Annotated in this window: 16 protein-coding genes; 5 read left to right on the forward strand and 11 right to left on the reverse strand. The window is 47.4% G+C overall.

Going from position 1 to position 21,646, the window contains the following annotated elements; all coding sequences use genetic code 11:
• Positions 1-180: 180 nt before the first annotated feature.
• The 11 genes from SGI97_04405 to ilvA form a co-directional block, all read right to left on the reverse strand.
• Entirely contained in the window at positions 181-1,296 is a 1,116-nt protein-coding gene (locus tag SGI97_04405; GenBank protein ID MDZ4723130.1) for a DUF3541 domain-containing protein, read from the reverse strand.
• The gene (locus tag SGI97_04410) at positions 1,293-2,195 is read right to left on the reverse strand and encodes a hypothetical protein (GenBank protein ID MDZ4723131.1); all 903 of its coding nucleotides are present in this window, start codon (positions 2,193-2,195) and stop codon (positions 1,293-1,295) included. Before SGI97_04410 ends, SGI97_04405 begins: the two co-directional genes overlap by 4 nt.
• Before the next feature lie 195 nt (positions 2,196-2,390).
• Positions 2,391-4,109, reverse strand: a complete 1,719-nt coding sequence (locus SGI97_04415; protein MDZ4723132.1) for a tetratricopeptide repeat protein — start codon at positions 4,107-4,109, stop codon at positions 2,391-2,393.
• Positions 4,106-4,981, reverse strand: a complete 876-nt coding sequence (locus SGI97_04420) for a sugar-transfer associated ATP-grasp domain-containing protein (GenBank protein MDZ4723133.1) — start codon at positions 4,979-4,981, stop codon at positions 4,106-4,108. The genes SGI97_04415 and SGI97_04420 overlap by 4 nt, the downstream gene beginning before the upstream one ends.
• A gap of 1 nt (position 4,982) precedes the next feature.
• Positions 4,983-6,584, reverse strand: coding sequence for a UUP1 family membrane protein (locus tag SGI97_04425; GenBank protein MDZ4723134.1), 1,602 nt, complete (start codon positions 6,582-6,584; stop codon positions 4,983-4,985).
• The gene (locus SGI97_04430; protein ID MDZ4723135.1) at positions 6,575-8,119 is read right to left on the reverse strand and encodes a tetratricopeptide repeat protein; all 1,545 of its coding nucleotides are present in this window, start codon (positions 8,117-8,119) and stop codon (positions 6,575-6,577) included. Before SGI97_04430 ends, SGI97_04425 begins: the two co-directional genes overlap by 10 nt.
• Before the next feature lie 43 nt (positions 8,120-8,162).
• Positions 8,163-8,660: a carboxypeptidase regulatory-like domain-containing protein gene (locus SGI97_04435; protein ID MDZ4723136.1), complete on the reverse strand. Its 498-nt coding sequence runs from the start codon at positions 8,658-8,660 to the stop codon at positions 8,163-8,165.
• Positions 8,661-9,283: 623 nt separating this feature from the next.
• On the reverse strand, positions 9,284-9,598 hold the full coding sequence (locus tag SGI97_04440) for a hypothetical protein (protein MDZ4723137.1): 315 nt from the start codon (positions 9,596-9,598) through the stop codon (positions 9,284-9,286).
• Between the two features lie 1,960 nt (positions 9,599-11,558).
• Complete coding sequence (locus SGI97_04445; GenBank protein ID MDZ4723138.1) at positions 11,559-13,421, reverse strand: thioredoxin domain-containing protein; 1,863 nt, start codon at positions 13,419-13,421, stop codon at positions 11,559-11,561.
• Between the two features lie 74 nt (positions 13,422-13,495).
• Positions 13,496-15,487: a sulfatase-like hydrolase/transferase gene (locus tag SGI97_04450; GenBank protein ID MDZ4723139.1), complete on the reverse strand. Its 1,992-nt coding sequence runs from the start codon at positions 15,485-15,487 to the stop codon at positions 13,496-13,498.
• A gap of 67 nt (positions 15,488-15,554) precedes the next feature.
• Positions 15,555-16,763, reverse strand: a complete 1,209-nt coding sequence (gene ilvA / locus SGI97_04455) for a threonine ammonia-lyase (GenBank protein ID MDZ4723140.1) — start codon at positions 16,761-16,763, stop codon at positions 15,555-15,557.
• Positions 16,764-16,981: 218 nt separating this feature from the next.
• Between ilvA and SGI97_04460 the strand changes: the two genes are divergently transcribed.
• From SGI97_04460 to SGI97_04480, 5 genes are all read left to right on the forward strand, one after another.
• Positions 16,982-17,791: a hypothetical protein gene (locus SGI97_04460; GenBank protein MDZ4723141.1), complete on the forward strand. Its 810-nt coding sequence runs from the start codon at positions 16,982-16,984 to the stop codon at positions 17,789-17,791.
• 190 nt (positions 17,792-17,981) lie between these two features.
• Positions 17,982-18,128 (forward strand): hypothetical protein, encoded by a 147-nt coding sequence (locus SGI97_04465; protein MDZ4723142.1) that lies wholly within the window; start codon positions 17,982-17,984, stop codon positions 18,126-18,128.
• A gap of 44 nt (positions 18,129-18,172) precedes the next feature.
• Complete coding sequence (locus tag SGI97_04470) at positions 18,173-18,424, forward strand: GlsB/YeaQ/YmgE family stress response membrane protein (GenBank protein ID MDZ4723143.1); 252 nt, start codon at positions 18,173-18,175, stop codon at positions 18,422-18,424.
• 111 nt (positions 18,425-18,535) lie between these two features.
• Positions 18,536-19,063, forward strand: a complete 528-nt coding sequence (locus SGI97_04475) for a ferritin-like domain-containing protein (protein ID MDZ4723144.1) — start codon at positions 18,536-18,538, stop codon at positions 19,061-19,063.
• Positions 19,064-19,428: 365 nt separating this feature from the next.
• Positions 19,429-21,549 carry a PKD domain-containing protein gene (locus tag SGI97_04480; GenBank protein MDZ4723145.1) on the forward strand — a complete coding sequence of 707 codons (2,121 nt, stop codon included), beginning with the start codon at positions 19,429-19,431 and terminating at the stop codon, positions 21,547-21,549.
• Positions 21,550-21,646: the final 97 nt, after the last annotated feature.

Consider the following 21,646-nt stretch of genomic DNA (forward strand, 5'->3'; position numbering starts at 1 on the left):
CATTATCGAACTTGAAATGTCCAGTTGGCTCCGAGAACGGAGAATTGAGGATAGGGTTGTCTATTGTAACGTCAACCGCATCTTACTCCGCCAGTAAAGATAAGGTGGGCGATTGGACATGGCGAGGAGTGTGATATTCGATGTGATAGGTGTGTCTTTGTTCCTGAAGTGTCTTTCCTATTAGAAATAACGAGTTAAAAGAGGTCCAGGGTACAGCGTGTCGTGCCGGGCGAAAAGCATGAACGCCAAAACGTTTCGGTGCTCACCCTGCGAGAGGTCTTTGTTGCCCGTTTCGGAAAGAATCATTCCTTTTTTGGAATCAAATGATTTCAACAAGACTTTCTTGCATCGCTCTACAATCGGGTGATTTTCCTGACCGGTCAAACAGAAGCAGAGGGCAACTTCCACGATAATGTCCGAAGAAGTCTCTTTCAAAATTTTATCGATACGCGCTTCTAAGCGGTCAGTTACCCATCCATACTCTGCAGAATCAACCGGTTGTTGATAGTATTGACTTGCGGCAAGAATAATGTGCGTTAATCCGTAAATCTTGTCTGAGTAACGATGCTCATCCAGACGATTGTCGGGCATTCGGTCAAAAACATCTCGAAACACCTCCATGTATTCTTTCCTAATGTCGGCGATACCCAAATGTTCGAGGAAGTACACGAAATTCACGGCTTTGGCCGCATAAACACGTATCACGTCGGGATCAAGCAAGAATTTAGATAAATCGTGCTGACTGATTTTTGCGCGCGCACGGGCCATGAGGGGGCCAACCGTCGACGAATCCAAACCGTAATCGGCCAGCCAGTTCAGCTGACTTAGGAGTTCAAGGTAGACGAGTTCCTCGTCCCATTTTTTGAACATGGCACGTCGAAGACGGTTTTTTCGCGTATCTCTTTCAAAAGTTTCTGCCTCTTCAGCAATGCGTCGTGCGAAATAGTGCGGATTGTTCAAAGAATCGACATCTATTTGCACCTTTGCTATGGCGTATTTAGCATGATTGACCAACCATGGAACGTAAGCTGTGTCACCGGTAGCGCGGTACATGCGCATCGCATAGTGTCGCTGAACGTAAGAACTAAAAGTTGGCAAGGCTTTATCAAAAGTCGCTCTTATCTGCTCTGCCATATGTCGATAACGGCTTGTCGCGTCCGGATCCGAAGCAAATGACGGTGCACATATGAAGACAATCAATAAGAATAGAAGAAAACTCAAACAAAAACGACGAAGCAATCGAGCAAGGCTGGCGTTAGCAGAGTTTACATACGAAACCGTTCTTACGGCGCTCATATCGTAACCTCAATTCCCATACCTCCAGTAACGTCATGATAATCGTATAGCCGATAATTGGATACCTTATTGTAGTTTCTGAAGCTTCCGAGCAAGACAATCTTATTCGTTAACGCATAACGGTGCTCGAATTGGAAATCTGTGTAATAAATATGTACACGTTTGGCACGCCCAATAGAATTGTTCCAGTAATTTGGATAATCCTTATTCTTAAATTCAAACATGATTTTTGTTTCATGATACTCGCACAGGTAGAGTTTGAAGGTTGCTGAGTATTGGCGCTGGATATAGCCATAAAAATTTTCGAAATTGTCTTTCCGTAAGGCATACTCGGCAAAAAGAGATACCTCATTGCGCCCCCAAAAATTAATATACGCTCTTCCCTCAACCACATGTTCTCGAAAGTTCCGAATTTGAAATGGCTTACCCGCGTAGGGTCCAGAGCGTATAGAATATGTCTTTCGAGCTTGGTAATCTCGATGACCTGAACTGAATTCGGTCAACAGCTTAAGCCAATCGGCAGGCTGATATTGCGCACTGAGTTTTGCTGTCCAACCGTCGTAATCATATGAAGTTGAACCGCTCTGTTCATCATAATTCAGTCGCTCATAATCGACAGATTGTCCAAGTTCAAAACGACCCAAGTCCAGACGATGGGACAGTGCCGCTGCATGTTCCCATCTTTTCAATGTTCGTGTCTGAAGTGTGCCAGTGTCGTCTATCAAGTCCTTATTGCGCCGAGATAAGACAAAATCACCTGACAAACGACCTCTGGACCAATATCTAAACGCTGGCCGATATTGTAGTCCTATAGAACCATGATTGCGGTTACCGTAGTTGGTATACACATTGTATTCAGCAAACACGTTTGCTCTGTGCATGAATCGATACCCACCCATCTTCCAGCTCACCTTTGCCGATAAGGCATTCACGTACGCGGACTTCTCGATGGACTTGTCAAAGGCATGATATATGTTCGATTCGTAGAGGCCATTGTACGATCCAAATAGATCCCAGCGTGACCCTGCGAAAGCGGAATCAACAAGAAAAATCAGGAAGACGAGGAAGAGATAAGGACGCATAATATGGTGTTGTTAGTTATTACTCATTAGGCTACGATATTCACTGTTAAACTTTTCTGATTCGGGATTTGCTTCGGCTGCCTTTGCGTAAGCAGCCCGAGCCTTATCAAGCAGGTCCAGTTTCACGTAGACTTGGCCGAGCTTCCAATAAGACTTCCAGTTGTCATTGTCATATTCAATCGCCTTCAGCAAGAGTTGCACGGCTTCAGTCAAATTATTTGACTTCTCTTCTAATATAGCGAGGTTGTGGTATGCTTTGGCATAGGTGGGTTCTCGTTTAATGGCTTCACGATAATCTGCTTTTGCATCTTCATATTTGCGCAGTTCATTGAAGGCCTTGGCACGATTATAGCAAGCTTCAGCCGAGTGAGTCAACACGATTAATCTCGTAAAATACGCAGCTGCAGAATCGAATTGTTCAATCTTCAAGCTCGCCGCGCCCAGGTTATTTAACCCTTTGGTATTAGCTGGATCCTGATTAACCAATTCAAGATAGACTTTCGCTGCGTCTTCATGTTTCTCCTGCTTAGTACACGCAAGGCCCAAATTGAAGAGGGCTTTGAGATTTTCTGGGTCGAGCTCAACTACTTTTCGGTAGGCAATTTCCGCCGAGTCATAACGACCCTGATCGTAGTAGAGCTGCCCAAGGCCAAAATAGGCCTTTGTGTAGTTAGGCTCCGCCACGGTAGCGGCACGATAGTGAGATTTCGCGCTGTCAATCTGATGGACACCCTCCAAGAGGATGGCCAAATTGTAGTGCGCTTGCTGATAAACGGGGTCAAGGCTGAGAGCACGTCGATAAGCTTTGATCGCCCGGTCGGGATTTGCTGCTCTGTTACTTGCTATGGCATAATTGAAGTACGTGCCTGCATCAAGTGAATCGATTGAAAGCGCATTCTCGTACGCTTTCACTGCCTTTTCATACTGCTCCTGCTTGCTATAGCAGACCCCAAGATTGTTAAATACCTTCGCTTTTCGAAAGCCAAGGGCTATAACCTTCTCAAAGTCTTCGCCTGCCTCTTTGTACTCGCCCGCGTCCATTCGAATAAGCGCCAAATTGTAACGTGCTTCAATATGACCGGGCTTAAAACGCAATGTCTCCAGATAACTCTTTTCTGCCTCTTTGTCATTATTGAGTCGGTGATAGAGTACGCCTATATTGTAGTGGGCGGGCGCTGCTTCTCCAGAACCACGTGTTTCGGCAGCTTTCTTGAACCAGGTTAGAGCCTCCTCATTGGCATCGATTGACATATAGAGTGACGCTAAATTGTATTTCGGTTTATAGTAGTGAGGTCGAATGGCAATTGCCTTCTGGTACGCCTTGGTTGCATCGCCCATTTTTTTCAGTTTATGAAATGCAAGTCCCAAATTGTACCATGCGCGCGCGTACAGGGTATCTTTTGCTATAGCGCGCTCCAAGTATGAGACAGCCTTTTTGTACTGTTCTTTGCCTATTAACACAGAGGCAGAGTCGTTATAGGCTACTGCGAACGGGTCCCGACTGCCATCGATTTCCTGATCCGTTTCAGAGTCGGCAGCTGAGACAGAGTCACCGTCATTCCTTGCTGGTTCTGCTGCTGTTTGCAGTTTTGCAGCCTGTGTTGATGTTTTGCCGTCGACGTGAATTATTTCATGTCGCGAATCATCGATTGATCCGCTTTTCGCTATCGCGAAAACTATAACCGCAGATGCAGTTATCCATGCAACCAAATTTGCAACATAGTATTTCATAATCTTGACCTTAATCCTGACCCATTTGCCAGTTGAATATTCAGCCCTGGACGAGCATTAACCTCCAGGACCAACGGACCCTGATGCGCGTCGCACACAAAATCGACGCCTATGTAACCAAGACCTACAAGCTCACTTATTGCTGACCCTATTTCCAACATGTCAGCAAAAAAGGGAATGCGTTGGCCTGCCAGAGGCGCACTCGAATCCGGGTGTGCACGAATTACATTATTATGATGTACACCGTTGAGCGTGAGACCAGACAAAAGGTCTATACCGACTCCTATGCCGCCCTGGTGCAAATTTGCTTTTCCGTTCGATTCACGGGTGGGAAGACGAAGCATCGCCATGAGAGGACTCTCAAGTTTGTAAATAATTCGGATATCACCAACACCCTCCACTCCTGGCGGTATCAAGGGTTCCAAGCCAATGTCGTTAACAACGGTCTGTTCGAAATAGCATGTATCTGTAGCGTTGTCCAGTGAAAAGGCACCGTTGAGAATCTGCATAAGATGGAAAGCAATGTCTTCAGCTGTCCATTCTTCGCCCGAGGTAAGATATTCGGATTCGGAACGGGTAATGAGTTTGATACCATTTCCACCGTAACCGCAGTTCGGCTTAATGACAAAACAATCCATGTCTTTTAATGCCGATTCCCATTGTAGGAGAGATTCGCGGCCACTCACAATATGATAGGTTGTCGGAGTGGGGATGCCGGCGCTCTTGAGGAGTTCTTTGCAACGCAGTTTGTCGTCGACATTTGGAAAGCAGTTTCTTCTATTGTGTGTATAAATCAGGTCAAGATTCCGGGCGTTTATTCCCAATACTCCCTTGATTGAGGGCAAAAGATGCTTGAGCTCAGCCCGGTTCATGTTAAGCTCGCACCAACAATTCTTTGAAACGGAAATACTCCATGATTCTAAATCCCGAATAGCGGCCGATGTATATGTGGACGGCAATCACGACCAAGAGTACCTCAGGAAAGCTAAGGACTATTGACTGCAGAAGTCGCCAGGACATAAGACCATAGCTGCATGATGCAACAAACAGCGTTAAGACCGACAGCCGAAGAGCGTGCTTTGCTCCAAACTCTTCCGTTATAAGGAAGAAGCGCTCAACTGTCAGCGCCAGAATAACTATTGGAAAGAGCGCCACTCGAGCGACATCCAGATAATTATACTTCACGCCCGCAATAGTCATGCCCAATATGAAAAGTACCACCGTAGTCAAGATAATGGCCAATCTTGGCATGTGTAACAACTGGAGTCTCGACAAAACGAGCCTGATTAACAGGCCGAACAGGATGATCGCTGCGAACATAACAGCACCGATGAGGAGACCTGTCTCTCGAAAGCCAACTGCCAGGAGGGCCGGCATGAAGGTACCGAACGTTTCAACGCCAATCAAATTTCGAAACATTACAACGACCAGGATGCCGATTGGAAGCATCAAAATAATCCGCAACAACTCTATCGATATAGCAGCTCGCTCAAAGGCTGCCCAAATATTTAATATATCCAGCGGATTGTCTGCTCCGGAAATTGTTCCCGCCGTCTTCTGAATCAGGCGTTTTTTTAGATTGAAATAATACTTGAAGTTTATATCCTGGGTATGGGTAATCGCCGGCTGATCACCATGATAAAGCACGAGATAGTTCGACGGAAGTTTCGCGAAGTAGTCGTTCGTAGGGCAAAACGGCACCCAATACCCGCTTACGTACAGCTCCACCCAGACGTGCGTTGCGCGTGACTGCCCCTGGTTCAGAATCTTGCCGCCGACAAGCCTTGCCGGAATGCCTATATGGCGTGCCAGCGCCACCATGAGTCGCGACTTTCCTCCACACGAGGCTTCCCTCAATCGGTAAGCAGTGAGGGCATCAGTTGTGCCTGCATACTGCACGTATTTTAGTCCGTGACTCGCGAATTGATACATGTGCTTGATATTCGTTAACAAATTGCCGTTGGCAGACAGCTTGAGACTGTCCGCCAGTCCAGAAATCTCAGGATGGTCGGATGGACTTAACGAATCTGGTAGGAGATTTTTTGCGACCGAGTCGGGGATTACCTGTACGGTTTGTAGAGTCGAATCAATTATAAATTCCAGATTCTTTGTCACGACCGTTGCCGTGTAGGCAACTCGCCTTCGGCCAGTTACTGACTCTCGTTTCCAGTGGCCTCGCCGGTCGCCTTCTCTCATAACAATGTCGAATTTCAGATCCGCCGAATGGAAGGCCTCGTCACTAACAGTTTGGTTGGGAAGATTCTCCGGCAATGCCATTGAGATTGCAACTCCCGTACCATGACCGTTGAATTCCATCACAGTTTCCAGAAAGTAGCTTTCTGTAGGGGCGATCACATCAAGAGTATAGCCCAAGTACGCAATTTTGAAGAACGCCATAGCCGAGGCGGTCAGTACCAGAAATGCAGGCAGCATGCCGACAAGCCATCGTGAACTATAGCTAATTTTTATGGACAAGAGGCGTTTCCAACAGCATCTCGATGTACGATTGCATTAGGAAGCTTCTCGCAATTGGGATACTGGGTTATTACCGTGCAGTACTCGCTATGCGCCTGGGAATTGGCTACAGTGCCAAATAGTTTTTCATAGCAGCGACCTGCCCAATAATGAGCGTCACCTGCTGCCTTAGTTCCGGGGTAAAGCGTATAGTAGTTGACATAGGCAGTAAGAGCGTTGTTGTAGTCTTGATCAGAGTAATAGGCCCCTGCAATACGGTCTCGGGCATTCGCCACCCAGTCCGTTGTCGGATCAGCGGCGATGAAGGCCTGGTAGGCGGCTATGGCACCCAGATAGTTGCCAAGATTGCTCTCGCAATTGCCTAGATAATAGCGAGCATGAGCGGTTTTATCAGAATTCGGAAAGTTGGTAATAATGCTCTGGTAATCAGCTTTGGCCTGGGCAAAAGTGTAACTCTCAAGATTGTATTTGCAGTGGGCACGGTAATACCATGCATCGACAAGGTACTGGCCAATGGGGTAAGAGCTGATTGAGGTACTGAATTTTGTTAGGGCAGTGGCAAAATCTTCCTGATTGTAATAACACATCCCAATATAGAAACTGGACTTCGACGCTTCCTCACTTGTTGGGTAAGTGCTCAAAAGCTTGTTGAATTGGGTTATCGCCTGGGGGTATTGGTCAGAGGTATAATACAACCAGCCTGAATTGACAATTGCGGCTTTGATATCGGGCGAGCTTGGATAATTAGTTTCGACCGCTAAATATGCGTTTATCGCTGCCGAAACATTCCCGAGCTCTTCTTGTGAACGTCCCACACGGTATTGTGCGCGCCCAGCAACTGGATAAGACGAATATGAAGTAACTACTTGCTGAAAGTCCGCAAGAGCGCCACTGTAATTGAGCTTAGCATCCTTGTACGAGCCACGCCAATAGTAGGCATGGGGCACCAAACTGTCTGAAGAATAAGTTGTAATAAGTGATGCCAAAGCCGCAATCGCAGAATCATATTTGTCCTCAGAGCCGAACGCGAGGGCTACACGATATTGGGAAGCAGCTGCATATTTGCCGGTCGGATTGGCCGCGATCAATCCTCTTAATGCTGCGATAGACTCGGAATATCGATCGTAACTATATAATCGCAGGGCATCACCAAACAGTTTCGCCTCTGTTTCACTGTTAGGCACAAGGCTTACCCCGGAAACGTTAACCACCTGTCCAGCCGATGATATAATGAGTCCCGTGCGATTCTGATTCGTATACCCAGCCTTTGTGAAAGTCAAAGTATACGTCCCATAAGGGACACCAATTATGGTATAATTGCCACTCTGATTGGTCGTTCCAACGATACTCGTACCGCTTACATAAACGAAAATCCCGCCATGGCCGCCTCCTCCCATGAGAGTTGCAGTCCCGGTCAAGGTACCCGTTGGGATGAGTGATACATTTATAAAAGTCGTGTCTGCCGATACTGAGCCGACACCTGCAATGATAAACAGCATTGCAGAGACCAACACCTTCAGAGCTATCTTGATCATTTGGAATCTCCATGAGTTGATAAATTCATATGGCTAGTACAGGTCATCGGCACGCTGACGTGGGCTGAAGGTTGATGAATAAGTGATCTATAAGCGCAGTTAGATCGCTTATATCCACGGAATTCCCCGCATCTCCATCGATATTTCCTTCTTCAGGACACACGAGAGGGGCAAGGTTTACGAAAAGATGGCTAATGAGCATTGTAAGGTCGGAAATATCAACTTGGTCAGCTGGGTCGTTGTCTGTGTTGCCGGTATTACCAATACAGCACACTCCAATTTGCGCATTCAATCGGATGAGTGGCTGATAGGTCTGAGCGCCGAAAAGCATCGTGTACATGCCATCGGCAACGTCGCTCAACAGATAATAGCCGGCAGAATTAGTTTGAGTGCTGTCATTTGTTTGCAGTATTTTGACGACAACGTTTGCAATTGGCGTTCCGGTCTGACTGTTTGTTACCACGCCAGATACGGGGGCGCCCAACAATTCTAAATTAGAAACCATTATAACGACGAATATCCAAAGGATTGTCTTGATCATGGTACAACTCACTAATCTTCGCGCGGCCCAACTAATAAAATGTGGAGGCAATAATCGGTAATGTCTGTTTAAGGTTAAAAATCTTAGATACCTACTATGAATATACTGCTCGGGTGGACTGCAATCAACTAAATCCTTCAGCGCCTGCATATCATTTTCCAGCGTCAAAATAGCTTTTTAAAGCTTCCTTGTCAAGGAGTTTGCGCGAAATCCTGTAACTTGTTTGTGCCGACGCAGGAAGGAATATGTGCCAAACGCGGCCTGTTAAAGCTCCTCTCAGACTGCAAACATTCAATCAATTGCGCGATAGAGCAATAAGTGGAGTCACTCCGTGTAAGCCCGACCCCAATATCACTATGGCGATCATGACTTCGCGCAAGATAGACCCGGTAAGAGCCAGGCGATTCTTTAGATTAGGCTTAACGGGTCTGACTCCTAAGTATTGATATCGGCATTGCTCCTGTTACCTTTACTCCACATATTCGGGAAGAAATGCTTCCTTTTCTATGGTCTATAAAAATTACATCTTCGCCGATCAAGCCAATCATAATAAAAAAAGCCGGCCTATCGGAATTGATAGGCCGGCCGGTAAGGGTCAGTGAGTTCTGCTCAGAGCCAATCCGCTATTGACAAGGCGGCAGTGGCGCAAGCGTAATGAACAGATGATCAATCATTCGCGTGAGATCACTTATGTCGACGTCACCATTTGGATCATCGTCGGCATTTCCTGCTTCGTCACAACAGAAGGGAACCAAACTGATGAAGAGATTATCGATCATGTACGTCAAATCAGAAATGTCGATAACGTCTTCAGGGTCGCAGTCAACATTTCCGGCTGTGCCAACGCAACACTGGGTTCCGGTCAAGTGAGGCGCGCACAGAGTTCCGTCTCCCTGATAGGTTCCGTCTAAGGCGACGCACAGGAGACTCGATGTCATTATACAGCGGCCGTCCGGCAACCAACAACTGCCATGAAGACTGTGTGGCATAGAGCGGCCATGCGGTATGGTCGGACAGCTAGTTGGTGTGCAAGGCACCCCATTGCCTAAATAGGATCCGCCACGCTCTTGACAGTCGGAAGGAGTTGTAACAACACATCCGAGTCCATTCGGCAGGCAGCATCCGCCCTGCTGGAAGAACGAGATGCACATTTTCTTCAAGCACGGAGTATTATCACCATAATAGACGCCATTCTGCGCCAAGCAATCCTTCTGCTTCATCTGGTAGCAGAAGCCGTTGATGCAGCAGGCTCCCTTAGGCTGGTTACAAGGATTGGGAGTGCAACTCACTCCGTTGCCCTGCCACGCGCCGTGACGGATTTCGCAGTCCAAGGCCGAAGTCTGGATACAAATTCCGGTCGGCAGACAGCAAGCGCCGATATCGGGCTGTACACAAGTTACCATTGAACAATTGGTTCCAAAACCGTACCAGACACCTTTATGGATCTTTTTACAGACTTTCCAAGTAGTCTGGATACAATTCCCGTTCGGCAGACAACAGGCGCCGGTATATATGGGCGGACAGGTGACGCCCGTACAAACTGTTCCTGTGCCTTGGAATGTACCACCTTTGAGCTGACATGAAGTCGATGACATGACCAAGCATGTTCCGTCGGGGAGACAACAGGCTCCTTCGGTGGTTCCGCATAAATTCAGACTGCATGGAACACCGGGACCGTAGAATATGCCGTTTGATACTTTACAACTGTCCTGCGATAACTGGACGCAGCCGGCTCCGGGGATACAACATGCTCCTTTCGGCGGCTGAGGGCATTGCACTCCAGCGCAAGTCGTGCCTGGTCCTTGGAATGTTCCACCTTGGGCTTGGCAGTCGACAGCCAACGTTATAATGCAAGTGCCGTTCGGCAGGCAACATGCGCCATCCTGAATAGGGGGCTGACATGTGGCAGGAGTACATGGGACATTTGCACCTAAGAATATGCCACCCTGCTGTTTGCATTCGTCCTGCGTCAACTGGACGCAACCAACCGTAGGCAAGCAACAGGCGCCACGTGGCGGCTGAGGACATAGACCGGCCACGCACGCTGATCCGTTGCCTTGATATATGCCGTTTTGCAAATGGCAATCAGTCGCGCTTAGGATAACGCATTGCCCGTTCGGCAGACAGCAGGCTCCTTTGTTGACATTCGTACAAAGAATAGGGCTACATGGTGTTCCAACTCCAAAGAAGGTACCGCCCACAGCCTGGCAATCGGTCTGTGTTGCCTGAATACATCCTCCGCTCGGCAGACAGCAGGCGCCAGTCTGGCCAGCGGCCAAACATGGATCAGGCGTACAAGTGGAGTTGTTGCCTTGGTATGTGCCACCGGCCTGAGCGCAGTGAGCCGAATCCAATATTTGACACAGAGCTCCTGGAATACAGCAAGCCCCGGTCGGGGTTGGCGGACATGGGCTTGGAATACAGCCCCCAGCGGTCCATACTCCCCCAGCAGAACCGCAATTTTGTTGAGTTGTGGCAAAGCATGAGCCGTCTGGCAAGCAACAGGCACCGCTGGTTTGTGACCAGGCGGCCTGACTACAGATACAGATGAGGACCAGAGTCATAGCCGCAAGTGCGACTTTGGATTTTAACATAATACCCTCCACCATTTCGGGAAATGAACTTAATACAGCCAAGATTATTCGACTGCGGTTTACCATAATATCTAAAAAATCAACTCATTTTCTGAGGTGTCGGGAGCTTCGCGTTTCCACTCAGACAAGACAAGGATACCGGGCAAGCAAGACGCCTGAGCAAACAAGGCGATGCATCAACGGCAACTCTTAACGTTCGCATAGCATATATATAAGTGTTCGTTAGCCTTATGTCAAGAAATATTATGGGTTGCTGCCAAGATTTCTTTCACACCCATCCCTCGCATGGTGGAATCGTGCGAAATTAGCGTATGACAGGCTCCGAGATATGAGAAATGACCTTTTTGAGCAACCCCGGAGCGCGCCAATCAGGAAGCTGTTTGCCGTTGATGAAGATAGTGGGCGACATTTGAATTCCCATGGCCTTGGACAACCCCAGACACATCTGGAGGTGATTTGCAACTTGGGGGGATTTCATGGCTGCGAGTAGCGAAGGGCTGCTCAGGCCGCATTCGGCAGCCGCCTCTTCAATCTGAGATAGTGTAAAGCTTTCGCGATGGCCCACAACCCATTGGTGCATCTTCCAATAGGCGTCAGTCCCTCCCACACGTCCCGCCGCCGATGCGAGCCGTGCGGCATCGCAGGCATAAGGATTGATCTGGGCTTTCACCAACTCATTGCAGCTCGAATCAAGAGGGAAATCGCGGAAAACATAGCAAATGTTCGACCGCCCCTTCATGGCATCCTGAAGAATGGACTCGCTTGCGGCATTATACGGACACGTTAAATCGCCAAATACCATGACTGTATCTGACAGAGCGGGTGTACCACGCATATTGTCATTTTCCCAGAGGGAGAAAATCACCGCAGGCTTTTTAAGCCACTCGGCAAAAAGCCTGTCGATCGCATTTTCGGGATTATCGTTTGGACGCGGAGAGCTTTGAGCCATTTCCGCCGCTCTGTCTATGGCGGCAGGCAGGGCTCCGGCTGACTGCCATCCTTGTACTTCGTAGCCGTTTACAAAGACCATGGGAGTGAATTTCAATCCCAGCGCCATCCCTTCTTCAATGTCAGCCGAAATGAGGCTGTCAATGGCCGGGCTGGCTTTTACTCTGAAAAATGCCGTAGTGTCAATCCCGAGAAGCACTAACTTCCCGACAAGTTCTGCTTCAGAATATTGTCCTACATGATCTACCAGCCAGTGATGAATTTCCCAAAAGGCTTTTTCACCGCCAAGTATGCCCACCGCCTCGGCTGTGCGCGAAACATCGCACGCACCCGGATGGGGGCTCTCGGTAAGAAGATATTTATTACACTCGGTATCAAATGGCCATTGCTTGACAGAAAGGGAAAAATCGGTGCGCTCCGACATCATTTTTCTTATTTCCAACTCGATGTCAAAGCAAAGCTGACATTGATAATCTTGAAAAACAACAAGTCTGACTGGTTTGTCCTCACCCGCGCTCCAATAACGCCCCCCAAAACGAGGTGGCGATTGTGCGGTCTGCTTCACGGGAGATGGCATCCCCGCAGACTCTGGCGGTGCAGAATCGATCGGCTGTTTCGGGGCGCCGATTTTAGCAATTGACTCAACAGCTTTCCGCTGGGCTTCATTCTGCGCCATGTTAGCTTCTCGTCCCTGCATAAGCTTCGTGGCGGTAAGGACTAAAATAAATACTGCTACCGCTGGCGCAAGAGTCCGTAAAGTCGACGAAGCCAACCTTTTCTCTTTTCTTACGCGGAATTCAAGAACAGACCACCAGAGCATATTGGCGAAGTGCGCAATTCCGCACCAAATGCAAAAATGTCCTTCAATGAGCATTACCATTAAGAAAAAGACTGAGGCGAGGACACCGACACGCCCGATTACGGACATAGCGGAAAAGACACCTGTCCGGTTGGAACCAAGCCAGAGAATCAGCAATCCGCTAAAGTATGCAAGTCCGAGAAATGCGACCGGCAGACCGGCGATTTTGCTCCATTGGCTTTTCAGTATCCAATCACAACCCGCGCCTTCGCCGCAACCAACTAAATGCACAGCCCAGATATACTTTGTCGCAAGCAATGCCGATGCAATGATAGCGATTGCAAGAAGTAGCGAACCGATGATAAAAAGAATCGAAGATCGATTGGACATTGGCTTGGATTTGGTTCGCTTCGAAGTCATTAATCAATAAATTACGAACTGATTGCGGAAGTCACAAGAACAATCTAATTTCCTCGGGAATTTGCGCGCCGCAATTATAATTGCGGGCTTTGATCCGGTGGGTGAAGTTTACGATGAGAAAATAAATAATAGGCTCCTTGAAAATAAGCGACGGCATCAAGCACAAATGAAGAGTCTTCGGAAATCGGGAGCGGTGAAAAATCTCCGCTTGCGGAGTCATGTTTCCACAATTCTGTCCTTTGTTTTAGACCAAGAACAGCAAGCTTACCTTTCGAATAAAGAGCAATGTCTCGGTTATGATTCATCAGAGCGCGCTCAGCAGATTTTGGGGCGGAAAGGAGATCATGGCCGAAAAATTGACTCATATATTGGAATTGTAGGAGCGCCATTATTGTAGGAGCCACATCCATCTGTGAACCAAGGGTATTATTTCGTTGACCAGCCTTGATGATCTTTGGCGCGTAAAAAAGCAGGGGTATCTCGTAGGAATCCATCGGTATTTCTTGGGAGCCATAGATACGCGCGCCATGATCTGCTACGACAATAAATATTGTACTGTCAAAAAATTGGTGAGATTCAGCATCATGCAGAAATTTGGAAAGTGAATAGTCGGCATACCTCACAGCGTTCTCCCGAGTATGCTCTTTTGGATTGGTGGGAATTCGGCCGTCTGGAAATGTATAGGGGGAATGATTTGAGACTGTCAATAATAACGAAAAGAAAGGCTTGTTCTCCCTGTGAAGGCTGTCAAGGATAATCAGTGAATTGTCAAAAAGGTCTTCATCGCACACTCCCCAAATGGTAGTAAAAGTCTTTTTGGTGAAGTTGGTTCGGTCTAAAACCTGCTCGAATCCGTTCGACGAAGTAAAATCTCCCATATTATCAAAATAGGCCAGGCCTCCATATATAAACGCAGTGGAGTAACCAAATGACTTCAACAGAGCAGAAATTGTGAAAACATTACGCCCGCCCGGCCTTCGCACGATCGATTCGCCCGGAAGCGGCGGAAAGCTTGCGAGGATAGCTTCGATGCCTCTCACGGTACGATTGCCGGTTGCATAGATATGAGTAAAAAGAAGGCCGTTATCGGCAAGTTTCTCAAACTCAGTGGCAACTCCGGGGCCTGTGGAATCGAGCGATTTAATAAATTTGGAACCAAAGCTCTCCTCCAAAATAATAACCACATTTAAGGGACGCGGCGGCTTGCCGGTTACAATTAGTCTGTCAATCGATAATTGATCAGCAGAATCAATGAATCTGCTTCCATCAGCCGACAGGATTCTTCTTAGTCTGGAAAATGCCTCGGTTGAATCGGGTAGCCGGGCGTAAAACTGATCATAATCGAGCTCCTTGGTTCTCGCTGCTGACCCGAACGAATACAGGCCGTTTAATGCGAGTTCATTTATTACCCGATTGTCGCTTATGCGGGCGTATCGAATGTCCCATCCGAAGCATACAATTGTAAGGAGTAGGAAATGCGCCCCGAAAAAAAGAAACCGCACCCGCATCGAAGTATTAAGAATGAGCAGACTAAGGAATCTTTTGCGTAACATCACAAATGCCGAGCCGGCAATGAGAAAGGTAGCGGCTAAGATTTTTGCAAGGGGCAAAGTTTCCCACATGTTAACAAATATTTCATGGGGATAGATAAGATAGTCGACCGCCACTGTGTTGAAACGCGCGCTGAACTCATCAAAGAAAAAGTATTCTGCTGCGCCGAGGTAGAGTAGGCTAAAAATGAAGACAAAGAGCAGTAATTGGCAAGTCCAAAGGACAGCTCTTCTGCTAAACCAACGGTCTGGCGCCGCAAGTAGGAAAAAGCTAAAAGGAAGTAGCAACCAAAGTCCAGCGATTAAATCAAAGCAAAAGCCAATCCCCAGAGCCGGAAACAATAAAAGCCAAGAATCACTCAATTGCGAAAAGTTCGCAATAACGAGAATAACTCTTGCAGCAGTCGAAGTAATCAAAAAGCAGGCAAGGAGAAGCTGCATCGCCCGGTAGCGATTACTGAATAGCTTAACAAAAATAGATTGATAAGCGGAGGCTTCAAAAGTTTCGTCAGTCATAAATACACATCAGTATACCATTTAAGCGGCAATACAACAATACATAAGAAATAAAAATTCGCTACTTTTAGACGATGAAGAATGTCATATCACCATTTCTCATCGCGTCGAGGATCTCTTGCATATGCCCACTCGATCTTGCCTGCAGGTCTAACATGCAGACCATTCTTTCGAGAGGCATACCAACCTTATTGCGCCTGAGATCAATACTGATGATTATTCCCTGTGCGTCAGCGAGGATTTTTGTTAATCCCGCCAGTGACGACATATTATCAGCCAGTTGAACTTCAATTGTAGTCAATCTCCCAGACAGACGCATAGCGTGTGCCATAAGCTTTTGCATCACCGAGAAATCCACATTTGCCCCTGTGAGAACAACCATTGTCTTTTTTCGCGCAAATCGTTCCGCACTGGCAAGCAGCGCCGCCACGCCCGTCGCTCCGGCAGGTTCGATAATCAGCTTGGGCTTTTCTTCGAGTAAAAGTAGAGCCTCGCATATTTGGTCATCGGAAACCTCTAAAACATCGTCAACATACTTTGATATTATATCAAATGTCCGTTCCCCTATTTGCTGGACACGGATGCCATCGGCAATTGTATTTACGTTATCAAGCCGGATTCGTGACTGTTCCCTGAATGACCTCGCCGCTGAGGCTGCGCCTGAGGCGTTCACTCCTATAATAGATATCTTCCGATTAACCGCTTTTATCGCAACGCAAATTCCTGAGATAAGCCCGCCACCGCCTACGGGAACAATAATTGTTTCTACATCAGAATGGTGTCTGAGAATATGCAGCCCGACTGTACCCTGACCGGCAATAACATCGTCATTGTCGAAAGGATGGATATAGGTCGCGCCAGTTTTCCGCTGAAGTTGGGCGGCATGCTCCGCGGCTTCGTCATAATTCTCCCCGTAAAGGAGAATGGCTGGACTGTTATACGATCGGGTTTGGTCGACTTTGACCAGCGGTGTTGTTAAGGGCATAACAATAGTAGCCTTACAGCCAATCCATTTTGCAGCCAACGCCACTCCTTGAGCGTGGTTGCCAGCTGAAGCAGTAATCACGCCGCGCCCTAACTCTGTGGGCGACAGTTTCCTCATGGCATTCCAAGCCCCGCGGATTTTGTACGAGCCGGTTCTTTGGGCGGCTTCGTTTAGCAGCCACACATCCGCGCCTGTTACTTGGCTGAAGTAACGCGAATCGAGAAAAGGAGTTTTGCGAATACCTGAATGAAGATGCATCTCGGCATCGAGAATATCTGCTTGTTCGATCACCAGCGTTCCTTCTCTATGTTTAATGTGTCAAAAACCTCAAATATATAATTAGTTCGTTTCCCTTGATTCGTTAACATATAATACACACCAGTTCTCGGCTGGAATGCTAATAATATATCCTCTCAAATAATTAATCACTTTTGGCGCTCAGAGGTGCTAATACTCTTTTCAGCATTTTGGGTGAGCCTCAACTTTATGGTCTAAATGCTATAAGAAAGATGAGCAGCTATCTTTTTCTTGGAGATAGCAGTGCCGTGTCAGTCACACGAAAAAGTTACATATTCGTTTTGGCATGGCATGCGGAAAACTCGACAACCGTCATTAATACTTTGAAAGGAAAAAGTATGACAAAAAACAAATTCAACCCACAATTGATAGTTGCCCTTTGCCTAGGCATTCTCGTCACCGCGGCTATAACCTATTCAATGGGGAAAAATGATGACGCCCCAGACGATGATAACACCATGTCTGATAACGGCGCAATGAAGTCTGAACTGAGAGCTGAGCGTGTTATTACCGACTGGCCTGAAGCATCTCGCAATGCAGCAACCGAAATGATTCAGAAGTATGGACAGCCTCAGGTTGTTGGCGCGAACTGTTTGATTTGGGAAGATAAAGGCCCCTGGGTCGGAATCAAGGTGGACAAAGAAGAAATTTCTCACCGGTTCCCTTTCCCACACACCGATATGCTTGCTCAAGAAGTAGCGTACAAAGTACCGACTGAAATGTACGACGACTTGGCAGAATTCGACGGCAGTCTTATTGTTGAAAGAACCAAAGGAACAATGACAGCCCGGTGCGACAAGGAAGAGAATAACTTTCTGGCCCTTAACTTGGCTCACGACATCATCACCGGAAATATGTCGGTTGATGAAGCCCGTCAAGCCTATACCGAAAAAGCGAACGCAGCAAAGTCTGGACAAAAAGATGAATACATGCAAAAGCTCCGCTTTAGAGAGTTCACTTTGAGCCAGACTGTCGACCCGGACGCACCGGTAACCCAGTCCTCTATGGATCAGGAACAGTAGAGAAGCAGTATCCCTTGGGTTAGGGAAAAACTAACCCAGGGGACTACTCCTATTTTGGTCACTTTGGCCGATTTCGCTGAGAGGGGATGTAAGGTAGATTTATCATGAAAGATTGATGGTCGATTGTTCTAATCAATACCAGGAGTAGAATAATCGAAGCGTGATAATCGAGCGTGAAAGGGGAAACAATATGTTTTGGGATTTAAAATCACAACCTGAAGAGCGCATAGTGACATCGCAAGGGCGGCTGCTCAAAGCCTATAAATGCGAACCGTCGACAAAACGGACCCATGTCGAATATAATCCCCATCCGAGGGGCTCGGGAGTTACGCTCTAATGCGGCTTCGGCGTTAAACAATAACTGAAAGTGAGATGGAGAATATGTCGATTATTACAACAATTGTCATTGGCTTGGTAGCCAAGCTCCTTATGCCTGGTAAAGACCCTGGTGGCTTTATCATGACCACACTGCTTGGTGTCGCTGGCGCGGTAATGGCAACATTTTTCGGCCAAATACTCGGTTTATATCCTGATGATCAATCAGCTGGCTTTATCGGCGCGGTTCTTCTTTTGTTGCTGTATCGTGCCATCGTTGGCAAGAAACATACAGTTTACACTGTGCGCAAAAGTTAAATAAATCCAGATTTTTTATCAGGGCTTCTCGCCCGTTTATACATATGACCCAGCACAACCCTAATACGTGGATTGTGCTGTATATCAAAACAATTGAAAGGAATTGAAATTATGTCTAAGCTTGAAACATTGCATGATCTTCTTGTTGATCAAACAAGAGACATATTCTACGCGGAAAAACTGTTGACCAAGGCACTCCCCAAGATGATGAAGAAGACAGAGTCCAAAGAACTTCGACAAGCTTTGGAAAACCATCTTACAGAGACTGAAAATCAGGTTATCCGGCTGGAGAGCGTTTTTAAAGAATTGGGCATATCCGCCCAAGGGAAAAGATGTCCGGCAATGGAAGGATTGGTTGAAGAAGCAACCGAAATTATGAATATGGACGGCACTCCGGAAGTAATTGATGCCGGTATTATTTGCGCAGCTCAAAAAGTCGAACATTATGAGATTGCCACCTACGGTTCGCTTCGCACGTTCGCAGAAACTCTGGGCCTCACCAAGGTCGTTACCCTTTTTGATGAAACCCTCAGAGAGGAACATGCGGCCGACGAAAAGCTCTCATCCATTGCCGAAAGCTATATAAATCCTGAAGCCAAAGGGGCATGTGAGAGTGTAAAGCGACCGACTTCACGCTAAACTCGCGGCTCGATACTTGTATGGGCAGTTTATCCCATGCTTTAACCTTTAGGTTGGTTTACGATTTACATTAGTTGAATATTTCGGTTCTGCTGCATAACCATGAACAGGACCGAAATACTCTTTGTTGCTCAAGTTATCTGTTTCATGAGCGACTACCGGAATTAGCGCAAGGGTGACCAGAGACCAGTAGTCGAGCATCTAAAATGGACCTATTTAACAAGCCCAGGGATGAGCCATTTTTATCCTTAGATGTATTCTCTTCTGCAAATCGGTACATAACTGCCTGTCTGCTGTAAAAATAAGGAGGGAAAGAGGCTAGGATACAATCGTTTCGTAACTCTTAAGACAAGGAGACAGCTGCAATGTGGAGAAGAGAATGCAAGTCACTCTATGGAGCGTACACTGCGATTCTATTGGTTTCCGTCGCAGTCTCCTGTACGACGACAGGTTGCCGCGATATCAATCTCAATGATCCGCCACCTAACCCGGGAGTAGTTACTGGCCCCGCCTTCTCGGCAAATCCCACAACCGGGAATATACCTCTTAATGTCACCTTTACAAACCAAACTCAGGGGGATATTATTTCACGCTCGTGGTCGTTTGGCGACGGCGCGACATCAATTGAGAATAATCCGTCACATGTGTACGCACGAGAGGGAAGCTACAGTGTGACGCTGGTCTGTCGTGACTCGGCTGGAACAGACACCCTCACAAAGACAAATTTCATCACAGCGACAACTGGTCCCGCGCCTCTCAATGCTGAATTTACGGCATCGCCAACATCGGGAAACAGTCCCCTCGCGGTTCAATTTGCAAATCAATCCACAGGCAGTATAACATCGTATCAATGGTCTTTCGGCGACGGCGGGACATCTGATGCTCAAACACCAAGTCACACATATTCGAGCAACGGGCGCTTCACAGTTCGATTGATTGTTGTGGGAGCGACGGGAGCAGATACATCTATCAGAACAGACTATATCTCTGCTACAACCAATGTCCCTGTGGCAAATTTTTCGGCCACGCCTACCTCCGGACCCAAGCCACTCAAGGTACAGTTCACGAGCACGTCATCAGGGACGATTTCAACGTATCGCTGGAGCTTTGGCAACGGGGCGACCTCGTCAAGCAAGAACCCGTCATATACGTACAATCAAAAAGGGAAATATACAGTAAAGCTGAAAGTCACCGGGCCCGGTGGGTCGGACGAACTGGTACGCACCAACTTTATCGAAGTAAAAAATGTCCGGCCCACGTCTGAATTCCTCGGGAGCCCGCTTTCCGGCGCACCCCCTTTGACTGTTCAATTCACAAACAGCTCAACTGGCGATATCAGCGCGAATGTCTGGTCTTTTGGAGATGGGGGGGTATCGACATCAACAAACCCCAGCCACCAGTACACGTCGGCTGGGGTTTACGATGTCTCGTTACTGGTACTGGGCCCCGATGGTTCAGACACGACAACCAAGAGCGGGTATATTGCCGTCGCCTCACCGGCGCCTCGAGCGGCTTTCAGCGCAGGTCCCAGGTCAGGTAATAGTCCGTTAAGTGTTAGTTTTAGTGACCAGTCAACAGGATCAATTTCATCTCGAGAATGGAGTTTTGGAGACGGGGTTACCTCGACTCAAAGAAATCCGTCTCACCAATATACATCGAATGGTTCCTATAATGTTTCCCTCAGTGTGCTGGGGTCGGGCGGATCCGACACAGAAGTTAAGAACAATTATATTACTGTTAGTTGTGCGTCCCCCATTGCCAATTTTACAGGAAATCCACGTTCAGGCATGCCAGGCTTAACAGTCAGTTTTACAAATACATCCACAGGACTTTATGACACATTCTCCTGGGAATTCGGTGATGGCGGAACTTCAACCGGGGCCAATCCGAGTTATACCTATACTGCAGAAGGCACATACACCGTCAAACTCACAGTAAACGGCTCATGCGGTTCGGATACTAAGACGGAGTCTGGATACATAACGATCACAGCTCCTGTACCACAATGTCAGAACATCGGGCACACAGTTGGAGTGCACGGTCCATTTTGGCCAGTATTGGTGCAAGGTGACTGCAGTCTTGCAGTAGGCAATGATGGTAGTCCAATCACCGGAGGAGGGAGTGGCCCCGAGGTCAAGATATTGATTGAGCTGGTTCTCAGGAATTCCGGTAAAGAGCTCTGGGCGGTAATTTCTATGGAAATTCAGGAGGATAGCGAAGATAATTCAAAGGCACAAACCTCACAGGAATTATACCTCGGCTTTACTGCTCCATCAGGATGGAAGATTGACCGAATTGAAGGTTCTCAAACGGAAGAGTGGAAATATAATGATGAAGATAATGACTATGACAGCAAGAGCTTTGATCTTTGCGTAATCAGGGCCATGGGACAGACCGAAGGCGACGATATTTGTGGTACTACGCGTGATGATTCGCATTTTATCGTTGAATTCAATCCCATTACTTTAAAGATTTGTGAAGAGTAATTCGCTTTCCTTTGCGTGATTGACAATGACAGGAGGGGGGAACGGACTATGAGGGGAATATTTCGCGCCTTGCTGGCCGGATACGGAGCTAAGAAGC

The organism is Candidatus Zixiibacteriota bacterium (assembly GCA_034439475.1).
Lineage (GTDB): Bacteria > Zixibacteria > MSB-5A5 > GN15 > FEB-12 > JAWXAN01.